Raw genomic sequence first — 12,823 nt, forward strand, 5'->3', positions numbered from 1 at the left:
TTACAGATTTGTTGGTTAAAATAGTATAGAGTTCGTCATTAGAAAGGGAGGCTTTATCTATGAATAAGAGTTTTTCAATGTTTTGTGGAAAAAGGATTCATTGTTTTGCATGATATATTTTATCCCCAACTTTAAAATTACTTAAACAATCTTTGTATTACAGGTTTCTGCCGAAATTCAGTAGAAAGAAGTGATGGTATTATAATCATTTGAACTGAATTCTTTTAAAAAGATGTAAACTAAATTTGTTGCAAGAGTTCAATCTGCTACTAAATTCCAATCTCTGAAAATAACCTTTTTAAGCCACCTTTTAGGAGTGATATGGTAGTATGTTTGGTGTCCGCGGATAGGAAAATCCTGAACTTAGTTTATCCTAAAGCTTCGGGATTGATATTATGGTGATTTATTTTTTAATGTTTTTATTTTGTAATTAAGTTGTTTTATTGTGTTTGTTTGGCTTATTTGAAATAGATAGAAGATGGGGTATTTTTATATTTGTGCTGTAGTACGAAGTAAATTTTATTGTTTATTTGAGTTCTTTTGGGTAAAAGCAGCTGTTCGGAAAGTAATTTTCGGACAGTTTTTTTATGGTTTAATTTTGGTTAGTTGCTGAATCATGCGTAAAAGTTGAAAATTATATTAAAAAGGTCATATGATTTGAACTAAAAGAAATCTATAGTTCTTAACCTTCTAAACTGTGATCTAATATTTGATCATATGTAAAAGCTGGAGATTATGCAATAAAAATGATAATTTAAAAATTAAGAAGTCTATTTTCCTCACTACTTTAAATTAGATTCTAAAGCTTTTATTTAGCATTAAAAGACTCTGCCTAAGTACTTGTGCTTTTAATTTCAAAATAATTTAAGATCGACTTGTGATTAATCGTTATTGTATTAAATAGAATGTTAAAGTTTTTAAAACCTAATCCTTCTATTTTTGTATACTAATGAGCCAACTTGGATATGGTAATGTGTTTGTTATTGTTAATTTTGCAAATAAAAGAATAATAAATTATCTGTATGCTGTGAAATTAGAGAAAGAACTTACTTTATTCTTTGGTCTCCTCATTGAAATTTGGGAAATTTAGATTGCTAATCTAATTAAAAAATTAAAGGGGAAGATTAAGAAATACAACAAAAAAATATCATTCCCTATTGATGAGACAGTTTTTAAGTCTGCATATTTGACTTTAAGAGAAGCTACCAAAAAAAATAGAAAGTACTAATCCATGATTGGGATTGATACTTAGTCAGTTCTTAACTATATTTGAAAAAAGTGTTCTGCTTTAGTTAAATAGTAAAACCGTTGTTGTTTTTAAAACTTATGCACTCTTTAGGACAGTGTCTTTTTTTTGTATGTAGCTTTAATATGTTTTGTAAGTTTTGAGTTTTTTATAATCCGATTTTCATAAACAAAAAAAGCATGAAGCTCTTTGTCTGATAAATCATCTTGACACGACCAGTTCGATAATGCATCTCTGTACACTAAATGTCCGTTAACCATATATATTTCGTGGTCTTTTATTGGTTTTATAGTAATTTCCATTTAAACTGTTTTTCCATTTAACATTTTTTATTTTTATAAAGCATAATTGTTAAAGATTATTTTGAAAGTAGTTCTTTACATTCTATCTAGTTTTATGCTAAAGTATTATTTTTGACTATGTGGAGTATTTTTTTTATCCTTGATTAATAAAAAAAAAACAATTTTCCATTATTTAGAAATAATCCGAATGATTATTTTTTATTGTACTTGAATAAATGCTTAGTTTATAAACTTTTCTATCAGTATCAAAATTAAAATTAACTACAACTTCATCTGAGTTATTAATAATTGCCTTGTTGAGCTATGATTATAGCTGCTAATAAGGATGAGATTTACTTAAATTGATCTATGTTTTTTTATTTTTAAATAGTTAGTTATTAGTAATTTGATTTAAAAAAAAAACGTATAGTTTGAGATGCCAAGGGCTATGTGTATATGCGTACTTTTGTATTGCTTTTTATTTTTTAAGTGATTAAATGTCAAGAAGAATTTTGATGTTTCTTAGCAAATTTAAAATCCTTTTTACTATTTTTCAGATTTGATTCTCATTAGTAATTTTAATAATTCCTAATCTTTTCGTCTGTAAAAATATTGAGCAGATTAATCTAGATTTTTAACTTGAAAAAAAATAAACAAAGGCACTTCTATTAATAAATCAATATTATATCAGTGCCTTTTAAGATAGAGGGTAATTACTAATTGCAAATTTAATAAGTCTTCATCGTGTAATAATGGAAAAAAAGCCACAAAAACATAAGTTTTTTTTTATTTTTATATCTATAAGAATCTAATAAAGGCTCTGGCATTATAATCTTTATTTTGAATAATGAGGGTAGGTTCTTTTTTAATTGTTTCAGAATAATTGACATCAAATAATTGATACTTATTGTGATGTGATGTGAATTTGTATTTGAACAGGATTCGTCGTTGTTTTATAAAAATTGCTTATTTACAGATGTTATTTCTTCTATCTTTAAATGATTCTATATATCTACGTTGAATAAAATAAGATAATTTATAGGACAGAAAAATCAAAAAAGTATTTCTAATTTTCGCTTTTATTATCAAATAATTTGAGTTTTCAAAGTGATTTTTTGAAGTAATTTACATTCTGTGAATCATAGTTGGTAAGTTAATTTGTGAACTTGGTGGTTTTGTTTTAAAACATGAATTAAGTGATTGATATGAAGTTGTTTATGGTTTATTTTTATTTCTGATGAATGCTATTGAATTATTTTAATAAGAGTTGTTAAGATTTCATATGATTTGTTTTCGCGTGTTTTTGGACTGATTGGTATTGCTTAATAATAAAATATTTTTTTAGATTTATAATGTGATAGATTCGAAAGCATAAACAACTTAGTGTAAAGCAATTAGAGTTTGAGCAATGTTGGAATTATTTGTGTTGATATCGAAATTTCAAAACTAAAAAAAAATTAAACGTAGTATTTTTTTTTTTTTTTTTTTTTTGAAAATTATGAGGAAACGAAGGGATTCTAGTAATAGTCCTTGAATCAGTTTAGATGTTAAGAATATTATTAGTTTAGGCGATATGAAAATAGATGTAAGTGCTTGCATTTTAGTAGACTTAGTGATTTTTGTTTATTGGTTTTATATGACTTATTGGTAGTTCAAATGACATTTTGGTAATTTAAAAAATAAAATGAAAGAGACAAAAAAATGACATTTTGTTTATTTGTAATATAAATATTTTAAAAGAACCAGTAAATCTAAATATTTTTTAAGTATATAAGAAGTATATAAGAAGAATATAAGAAGAATATAAGAAGAATATAAGAAGAATATAAGAAGAATATAAGTTGATAAAATTAAAGTACTTTTTTTGATACTAATTTTACCAGAATAGCACCTTTTAAAAGCAAAAGATTCAATTTGAAAATCTTTTGTTTTTGCTAATAAAAAATTCACAAGTTGTAATTTATAAATGATTTAGTAATGATGTAAAATATTGAATAGTTTATAAGTACAGGTTTTAGATTTAATATTAAAAACATAATCAAGAATTTGATTTGGTATGATGGATGATTAGTTGAAATAAACTAGTAAGATCCAATTACGTTCCTGAGAATTTTAGAGACATATGAGATTGCAATTTAATAATATGCAATTGATTTACTATTGGTAAAAGTGCTTTAGCAAAAAAGCAGTATAATTGCTATTATTAGGCTTATTTGAATGTTTTTTTTTTGAGTGCAGTTTATCTTTGCAGTTAAGAATTTTTAAGATTTGCTTGTTTCGATTGTTTTAGTAGGTATATTGCGAAACATAGCAGGGGGAGTCTTTAGTAAATTTTTATTTTTTTATAAAGTATACTCATAAATGAGTATACTTTATTTTTTAAATGATACTTATGAATGTTGTGGTTTCCTTAAGATTAAATGTGTTTTTACTATTTTATTACTACAGCAAAAGTTTTTTTATACTTTGTTTTTTTTTACTTATTATTCCTAATTAATTTGTCTTGTGCTTAAAAAATGATTTTAATATAAATCACTTGATGTTGCGAATTTAATATTAATTGAGATTTACTTTTAGATTAACAAGATTGTTATTTTAAATTTATTTTTGTTTTATATTTTGGAATAAGAAAATTAATGGTGTTAGAGTATAGCTACTAGTAGAATTTTATTAATAAGAAACACTTGTAATGATTGTTATTGTGTGTCGAAAATCGAAGTTAAGCTTTTAGGATTTTATAGGTTTATCTATCTTCATTCGGGAACGTATTCGATAAAGGTTTTTCTTCATTAGGCTTATAATCATTTTATGCTGTTGTGAATATTTATTTTTCATGCCACGACATTGGACTATTTCCATTTTAGAAAGAGATACCTCATATAGTTTCAATAGGCTTATTATCTATTTGAGCAGAAAAAAGAAGGGAATCTTCAATATAAAATCTATGTTCATTTCCGTTTTTGAAGAAAATTGCGAACTGCCCATTCCCTTGTCTTAAAGAATTTCGTAACTTATATGCATTTGTTTTATTTGATAATTCCTTTAAGGGTATTAGCTGTAAAGTTAACCCTATCCAGAATTGAATTTTTTGATGTGATGATTACCATTTGCCTCTTTATCATTAAGATTTAATTGTATACTCGGACGTATGTATCAATAAAAAACAGGAGCTATCAGAAATCCAAAGTATGAAAGAATTACTCTTGGAACTAAAAAAGAGGGTATGGAAATATTACATCAACTTTTTTCTTTCTATTCTTTCTTTGGCTTCACTAAAAAATAGGTGTGTTTTTTCTTCAAACTGTTTTTTAGGTGGCAAATTTGTCCAATATTTAGCAACAATAATTCAGTCTTTATGCATTTCAAATAACTCTATTTGTTCTTTGCTATTTTCGGTACAAATGATTAAACAGATTGGTGCTTTTTCCCCTTCTTGCTTTTCGTATTTGTCTAACTACTTAAGATATAACTCCATTTGGTCTTTATGTTTGGCTTGAAATTTCCCTAATTTTAATTCAATTGCTATTAATCACTTTAATTTTCGGTGATAAAAAAGTAAATCTAAATTAAAATCCTCTCCATCTATAATCATTCTTTATTAGCGCTCTACAAATCTAGATCCCTTGCCAAGTGCCAGGATGATTTTTCTAAATCATGTAAGATGCTTGTTCTAAATTTTTTTCTAAATAGGCATTTCCTAAATTAAGGAAATCCAATAAATGAGGATCTTTAAAGATGCTTGGTAAGTTACTTTCTATTTGAAAAGTCTGTGTATTAGCTATTGCAGTACGCTCAAAAGGTTTGGTTGCAATTTGTTTTTGCAACTCTCTAATATTCATTAACTGATCGATTACTTGATGTGCATAGAATAATTCGGCTTCAGTTTTCTTGAGAGGTAATAATTCTATAAAATGGGACCCGCTTAATTGTTGTGATAATGTTGCTATAAATTGCTCTGCGAAACACAGTATTCGTCTTACATTTTTTATGTAAAATTTCTGCCATGCTTATTTTCTAATTGTGCCGACAGTGTCGGCACAATTTGTTTTCCATATTCAGGATGCTTATTCTGTAGTATGGTTTCATTTATATGAAATCCAATTTGCCAAAAAAGTAAAATTAGAACACTATTGTTTTGAATATAGGCCTCTAATTTTGTGGTATTAAATGGATAGAAATGATATATTTTGATTGTTTTTGTTTTTTGTAAATCTTTGGAAAGTCTTTTAAATGCTAGGAAAGTATCATTATTGCTGAATTTTTATTTCCTGATAATTCTTTCTACATGATATATTTATAAGGAGTTAGTATAATGTAGTATGGACTAAAATTAGATAAACTATTTTATTTAAATCTATTGAAAAAAATATAAATCATTAAATGATTTATATTTTTTTTGGCTTTGTAATAGAATTAAGAGTATTCAGTTTTTTGTTTATGTTTTTAAGGCTTTTAAAATCTTTTTTTTTATGTTTTCGGTTTATTTTAGTTATTCCAATTAGATGATAATTGCAATGAGGTTTATTTTTATTAGAATTAATTTTTAAAATTTAAGATATTATGTGGCTAATTCCAGTCGTTGAGGACATATTGTTAAGAAAAGTTTCCGAAGAGGAGGCTAAAAATTTTGTATTAACCAGATATGATGAGTTGTGCTTATTCATAAGAGATTCAAGATATAAAACCTTAGTAAAATACAATATAGAAAATGAAGAAAAAGATGAAACTGATCGAAATAAATTGCAAGAGATTTATAAATCATGGTTAAAAGAGAATAACCTTGAATATTTTGATCAAATTAAGAATGATAATATTTACTTGTAAAAGGAAATAAAAGCTGATTGAAATGTAATCTAACAAGAAGTGATAAGGTATAGATTGGCAAAAACTTAAGATTCTTCCATGAAGAATTATCCCTATAAATTAAAAAAGAAGACGAATAAATAGCAACGTAATCATTTGATATACATATTGATATTTTTGGTCTTTTTAAGATATCGTTAATCAACAATAAATATCTATATCTTATTTAGGTTAGTTTTTGCAGCGAAGATGTTATTTTTTTTAATGCTTTAAATCCTTTCTGTTTTTTGAGTACTATTTGTTTTTTTATTTAAAGAAGTTTAATAAATAATTATTTATACTATGAAAATCTTAAAAAGTATAAACGTACTAAGGCGAGAGTTAATGCATGGTTTAACCCAAAATATAGGTAACTCGACAATTAATAAACATACAAACTTAGCAGTCAAACCTGAGATTAAAAAAGTTTTGATTTCACGTCCAAATGCCCGGCTAGGAAACTTGTTATTGATCACACCTTTATTAGAAGAAGTCATCAATACGTTTCCAGAATGCAAAATTGACGTATTTGTAAAAGGAAATCTGGCTCCTATATTATTCAAAAACTATGACAATGTAGATAAGATTATCCAACTACCTAAAAAACCTTTTAAGTACTTACTACAATATATTAAGGTATGGATATCTCTTCGAAAACAAAGATATGACATAGCAATTAATGTTGATAAAAATTCTTCCTCTGGAAGGCTTTCGGTTAAGTTTTCAAATTCAAAATTCAAATTCTTCGGAGATTCTACAGTCGAAGATGTTCAGTTAAAATATAGTGATTACGAGCATATTGCAAAGTATCCTGTATACAACTTCAGGAGTTATTTAAAAGAACTGGGCTTTATTCCTAATAATCAACCAATCGTAGCATTAAATCTAAAATTGAGTAATTCTGAAATCATTGAAGGAAAAAAAAACCTAGATAAATTAGTGAACAACGAAAAAAAAACACTTTGCATTTATACTTATGCGACTGGAGACAAATGTTATTCTAAACCATGGTGGGATGAATTTTACGTCAGATTAAAATCGCAATATCATTATCATAATATTATTGAAGTTTTACCGATTGAAAATGTCTCTCAAATTGGTTTTAAAGCCATTCATTTTTACAGTAAAGATATTCGTGAAATTGGCGCGTTAATAGCAAATACCGAAGTTTTTATCGGGGCGGATTCTGGTATCATGCACTTAGCAAGTTCCGTACAAACTCCTACCGTTGGTTTATTCTCAATTAGCCAGAAAAAGAAGTATGAGCCCTATCATAATCATAGTATAGGTATAGACACTAACGAAATTTCTACCCTACAATTGCGTAAAATGATAGCATACTTTATTGGTCATGACTTAGGATTAGCTGGGAACGAATCATATCAAAAACCTGTGCAGTAGCAAAAATTAAGCATAAATATTAGTCAGTCTAAAAAGGAAAAAATGAACATTCTTTACACCTCTAAATAGGGATCTAAACGCTTTTATTTTAGCATTGAAAGGATTCGGGCAGAAGCATTAGTACTTCTATTGTTAAAATAGTTCAATATTGATTGATAATGATTCATTATTGTTTTGGATATTGTGTTGAATGATTTGAAGCCAGTTTGATTTACTTTCTCATACCATTTAGCCAGCTTAGTAAAACCTATTATTTTATCGGTTGTATTCTAAAAAATATCTCGAAGTTCCTGTATTAGATTGTATCCTTTGTATATATCAGGATACAATTTGAATAATAATTTAGCTCTATCTGCTTGGCTTTGAGTTTATTAAAATTATTTTTATATAAGAAGTATCTGCTTCTGGCTAGTAATTGTTTAAGAGTATCTCTGTTAGTAAGTGTTCTAGATTCGAAATTTTTAATAGATTTTCTAGCTGTCTCTATAGCTTCATTTTCTTGGTTAATGGCTTGCCAACGATGTTTAATCCTAATCTTCTGCTAATCTTCTGTAGCTAGTTTTTGCACATGAAAACGGTCGGTAACACGAGTTGCATTTGGGAAGTATTTCTTAGTAATTAAGTTCATATTTCCAGCCATATCCATACTTACCTCTTTAATTAAATTTCGTTGTTTAAGAGAAATTTTTTCAATCACAGCAATAACGGTTTGGGCTTTAGTTCCAGCAATCATGGTGGCTACTATAGTTCCTTTTCTTACTTTTGAAGCTTTATTGGTTAGCACTTAAAAGGTATAAGGTGGTAATCAGGAAACATTTTTTGAAAATATATAATTTCACTAGATTTAAATTATACTAGAGTCTCAGATAGTTTTTTAATTGCTATTCAATTAGCTAGAATGTTCCAAGAAAATAAAGTAAATTTTAAAGGGGCTCTTTCCAGAAAAATTTGCAACTATGAGAAAGATCAATACGAAGCTCTTTTCTTTAGTTTTAATTCAAGCTGGCAAAATTTCAAATCTATTGCAAAAGTTAATAAACTAATTGTTGAAATTCTAAAAACAGTGTATATTTCCAATGGACAAAGTGATGTTAAGTGTTTCATCTTTTACTTAAAAAAGGCGAATTAAAACTAACAAAACAAAAAGGAATTTTAATAATAGATGAAGTTTTTGATCACTTAGCCGATGCAAATTTAATCGCTGTCACCCAGTTTATACAAAAATTCCAAACTGAAAGGTGAAAAATTATCCTATCATATTTACACATTTGAATCCTTACTTCTTTAAAAACTTTATTTTCAGCAAACAGAAAGTACAATTTTTTAATAGAAAGTTGCAAAAATAAATGAGCATTTTAAAAAGATACTTGTTAATCGAGAAAATACCCTGATTAAAGACAACGTTTCAAAATATCATCTGCATTACGAAACATCAATTAGCAACTATAGTTAGGAGTATTATATAGAACATCATCCATTTTATTGTTTCAAATAACATCAAAATTGGTGCTAAGTGTTCGATTATTACCCTTGAAACTCCTCCAAGAAACTCCATTAGAAATGATAGCGTTTTTTATGCCTTATTTTTACTCTTACTTTACTGTTATGGTAACATTGCAAATCTGCTTTATCGGGATTTACCAAATCATCCTAAATACAAAAAAACAATTTTTCAATAAGCCTATTGCCCAAATCCGTTGTCGTAACTGTTGCTAGCTGGGCTTTTTCTTTAATTTTCTTCTTGCTCAGCATTACAAGTTAAACATTGAAGACCATTGGCGCCATCAAATATTACGTTTCCTTTGCAGTCATCTTCGGTACAATCTTGTCGTATAACTTTGTTTATTCTTTGGCAATTAATACATTTTACCTCTGTCGCACTAGTTGTCTCTTGAGGAATTAATAAAGCCCATTCAGATTCAAGCTTTCTATCTCCTTCTTGCAGAGATTCTTGACACCAAGGACAAAAATATTTACGCGATTTAAGATCCAATTTAAAGTGCTTACTAAACTCAGGTGATTTAATTAATCCTGCAACATAGTCAAGTTTGTCAATCAAAGAAGCTTCTTCAAAATCATTATTAAATATTCCGAAAAGGGGATTATTTATGTAAAGTTCTCTCATAGAAAGCCACCAACTATCAGCTCCAATAAAAAATGTGTATGTTTTTAGAATTAAATTTACAAGATATTCTGGGTTGAGCGAATTTCTTGCTACATCATGTACAATTTTATTACGGCTAAGTCTAATTTCTTCGATAAAATGAGTTAATTCAATATTCACTTTAGTTGAATCAACTATTGAATAATATGTTCTTATTAAGGAATCCCCTCCAATAGTTAATAACTCATTAAAATCTTTATTTTCTGAATTTGGCATTGTGGACCAATCAGTTCGTTTAAGGTCAATTAAAAGTAATGGAGTCTTTTTACAAATACTAGATTTTAAAAATGATTCTATTGCTTGATAAACTAGAATTTGAGAGATACTTAGATCTCCTAAATAATATTCCCAAACTTCTTCATCAGGTATATCATTTACATTAATTAAATCTTTGTTAATTTCGTAAATAATATTAAAAGCTTGAGTCAAACGTTGTTTAGCTATATTCTCAAAGTTCTCTTTTGTTGGTAAATTTGTTATCATTTAGATTTTGTCTTGTTGTGGTAGCCTTACTGGTAACGTTCTGGTACTACAGCGGGTTTGGTATTTCTTTGTCAGTCAAATCAATCAATATATCAAACAGGATCCTTTTTTGTCAGCAACAAAAGCTTGTCTCTATAAGAATGCCTTTTGTTTCTCTAAAAGTTTGACTTGAAGCTCAAGCTTCATGATTTTTTGTTTGAATTTTTTTGTCATTTTGATTAGGGTTTGATTCTCCCAATCAAAGTTGGCAAATTTTTAAGCCACTGAATAACAGTTGAAGGGGCTTGAACCATATTGCTTCTTTGTCTGAATAACAGAAATAAATTCTTTCTCTATCACTAAACAATTTGAAGTTTTAATGACATACTGTAGTTTCGTTGGCTACGTTTTAAATAATTTGTGTGCCTCTTTCATAATGATTTTTTGTTGTATAGTTATCTATTTCAGGATTATGTAATTATAATAAATTAATAACTTCATATACTACAATGAAAAAACATCCTCTTAGAGGATGTTTTTTTATTAAAGAAAACGTGACTTTTCAAGATCTGACTTTTTCAAGAAATATTTTTTTAAGATCACAAATATTCAAATATTCATGATTTTAAATAACATTTAGATAGTAATCGAGAATAAATGGAAACACTAATTAAGTATTATGGTTTTAATACTGTTCCATAATCTTTACCAATAGCAGAAGCTTCTGGTTGTGATATTACTGGGCAATTGATTAGTAAATTTGATGGTTTTAATCCTGCAATTAGTTTACTTACAGGACCAGTAGCTGGATTCCCAACGAAATTAATAACATCACCGTTTGCTACTAAAGTAGCCAGATCGGCTATACCTGTTATAATTCTCACTTTATTAGCGTTAACTGCATTTAATGTCCACTGAGAGATGTGTGCATCCCACATTGGCGAGTAGTCAGGGTTTTTAGGACCGAAAGGAAAACAGTTTACAGGATCTATCTGCTGATTATTTTTTACCCCCACATTTAATCCCTGAGATAATGTAATATTTGATTGGTTGTTTTCCCCTAAAATATCAGGTCCATTAGCATTAGGAGAGAAGCCTAAGAAGCAACCTTCCGGAAATTGTCCAAAAACTGCTAGCTTGCTTAATCTAGGTGCATAATATCCTAATTCTATAGCTGCCGGTCCTGGATCGTTTGATTCAGTTACGATGTGGAAAAAGAAACGTTTTCCGCCACTCCATCCGTCTAATAATTGCAGCGATACTCTTCTTTTTACTTGGTCGAGATATGGATTTTTCTGGTTGTCTTCGCCAATAGATCCGTGGTGAGGAATTCTGTCATGGACACCAGTTTTATTTGATATCACCTGTGCATTGATTACAACCCCACTAGGTAATCTACAGAAACCTGACCATTCAGCATCTGCTGTGGCACCTGGAGTTGCAGAAGCTGGAGGAAAAGAAAGTAGCGGCAGTTGATTTGAAGTACCCGGAAAAAGAGAGCGTTTACTTGAAAAGTCTACCTTACCTTTAAATCTGATGATTCCGTCTTTAATAGTTACTTCCTGTCTTCCTGCTGGTAGTGCATTTGCCATCCTTGGTGTGTAAGAAACACCAATTGTTTCAGCAAATTTTTTGTCTGAAGCTTCGGTAATGATATAATCCACAACATTCCCGTCCGGATCAACTCCTTTGTATAAAGGAAAAGTTGCAATAGGCCCTGCAGGATTTGTATCAAAATTTCGTAATTTATAGCTCACACCATAAACTGATTTCAGACTTACATCCGCCTCAGTAGGATAAATTGTAGGATTTTTAGCATTGTAAGGAGTGCCTCCATACGTAGCCAATGCCGTCAAAAGTGACTGGGCTTCGGTATTAATAACTTCATTCGTTTTTTGATTGTCATTATTATCGCTGTTGGAGCAGGACACTGCCAATACACCAACAAATAACAACATTAACCTTTGTTTTACTTTACTCATAATTTTATTAGTTAAATTTATTTTGCAAAAAAACAGCAAAATGCAAATAATTCACGTCGCAATGAGCCATGAAACTATAATTATTCAGCTAAATTTAATATGAAAAAATGCCTTTTTTCACTAATTTATATTGGAAATCCTGAACATTTGGTAAACGCACATCAATTTGACCGCAGAATGGAGTATCTTTATATTTAATAGGCCAATAGTATTGATGAGTCAGTAGGAGAATATATAATCTAGATAAGTGATAGCTAAAACCATCCTGGACAGCCATATAATATCTGTTTGAAAATATTGTATTTTGAAAAGGCAGGTACCAAATGATTAATATATGCCTACTCAACTATAAAAAAAATTAAAGAATACTCTCGATAAAACACCATTTGAACAGGAAAAAGCAGAATTTTTCTGGGCACAATAACATTAGGGGAAATACTATTTT

General features: G+C 28.4%; 8 protein-coding genes and 1 pseudogene. 2 read left to right on the plus strand and 7 right to left on the minus strand.

Going from position 1 to position 12,823, the window contains the following annotated elements:
- Nucleotides 1–1,335: 1,335 nt before the first annotated feature.
- The 3 genes and pseudogenes from AC3IPI_RS12040 to AC3IPI_RS12050 all read right to left on the minus strand — a co-directional run.
- Nucleotides 1,336–1,548, minus strand: a complete 213-nt coding sequence (locus AC3IPI_RS12040; protein ID WP_489159163.1) for a hypothetical protein — start codon at nucleotides 1,546–1,548, stop codon at nucleotides 1,336–1,338.
- Nucleotides 1,549–5,174: 3,626 nt separating this feature from the next.
- Entirely contained in the window at nucleotides 5,175–5,366 is a 192-nt protein-coding gene (locus AC3IPI_RS12045) for a hypothetical protein (protein ID WP_489159259.1), read from the minus strand.
- 9 nt (nucleotides 5,367–5,375) lie between these two features.
- Nucleotides 5,376–5,719, minus strand: a pseudogene (locus AC3IPI_RS12050) (DUF1016 N-terminal domain-containing protein); the annotation flags it as partial.
- A 368-nt stretch (nucleotides 5,720–6,087) separates the two neighbouring features.
- Between AC3IPI_RS12050 and AC3IPI_RS12055 the strand changes: the two are divergent.
- Together AC3IPI_RS12055 and AC3IPI_RS12060 are read left to right on the plus strand one after the other, a co-directional pair.
- On the plus strand, nucleotides 6,088–6,351 hold the full coding sequence (locus AC3IPI_RS12055; protein WP_489159164.1) for a hypothetical protein: 264 nt from the start codon (nucleotides 6,088–6,090) through the stop codon (nucleotides 6,349–6,351).
- Between the two features lie 363 nt (nucleotides 6,352–6,714).
- A complete protein-coding gene (locus AC3IPI_RS12060; RefSeq protein WP_489159165.1) occupies nucleotides 6,715–7,770 on the plus strand; it encodes a glycosyltransferase family 9 protein in 1,056 nt (351 codons plus the stop codon).
- An 83-nt stretch (nucleotides 7,771–7,853) separates the two neighbouring features.
- Here AC3IPI_RS12060 and AC3IPI_RS12065 read toward each other — a convergent pair whose 3' ends face one another.
- From AC3IPI_RS12065 to AC3IPI_RS12080, 4 genes are all read right to left on the minus strand, one after another.
- Nucleotides 7,854–8,024, minus strand: a complete 171-nt coding sequence (locus AC3IPI_RS12065) for a transposase (RefSeq protein ID WP_489159231.1) — start codon at nucleotides 8,022–8,024, stop codon at nucleotides 7,854–7,856.
- A gap of 287 nt (nucleotides 8,025–8,311) precedes the next feature.
- Nucleotides 8,312–8,554: a transposase gene (locus AC3IPI_RS12070; protein WP_489159166.1), complete on the minus strand. Its 243-nt coding sequence runs from the start codon at nucleotides 8,552–8,554 to the stop codon at nucleotides 8,312–8,314.
- Nucleotides 8,555–9,499: 945 nt separating this feature from the next.
- Complete coding sequence (locus AC3IPI_RS12075) at nucleotides 9,500–10,417, minus strand: hypothetical protein (RefSeq protein WP_489159167.1); 918 nt, start codon at nucleotides 10,415–10,417, stop codon at nucleotides 9,500–9,502.
- Between the two features lie 656 nt (nucleotides 10,418–11,073).
- Entirely contained in the window at nucleotides 11,074–12,378 is a 1,305-nt protein-coding gene (locus AC3IPI_RS12080; RefSeq protein ID WP_489159168.1) for a hypothetical protein, read from the minus strand.
- Between the last annotated feature and the right edge of the window lie 445 nt (nucleotides 12,379–12,823).

The sequence above is a fragment of the Flavobacterium sp. GL_143 genome (genome assembly GCF_057834355.1).

Coding starts and splice junctions, on each gene's coding strand:
- AC3IPI_RS12075 (WP_489159167.1), bottom strand. CDS start 10,417: ATGATAACAAATTTACCAACAAAAGAGAACTTTGAGAATATAGCTAAA.
- AC3IPI_RS12055 (WP_489159164.1), top strand. CDS start 6,088: ATGTGGCTAATTCCAGTCGTTGAGGACATATTGTTAAGAAAAGTTTCC.
- AC3IPI_RS12045 (WP_489159259.1), bottom strand. CDS start 5,366: ATGAATATTAGAGAGTTGCAAAAACAAATTGCAACCAAACCTTTTGAG.
- AC3IPI_RS12060 (WP_489159165.1), top strand. CDS start 6,715: ATGCATGGTTTAACCCAAAATATAGGTAACTCGACAATTAATAAACAT.
- AC3IPI_RS12040 (WP_489159163.1), bottom strand. CDS start 1,548: ATGGAAATTACTATAAAACCAATAAAAGACCACGAAATATATATGGTT.
- AC3IPI_RS12080 (WP_489159168.1), bottom strand. CDS start 12,378: ATGAGTAAAGTAAAACAAAGGTTAATGTTGTTATTTGTTGGTGTATTG.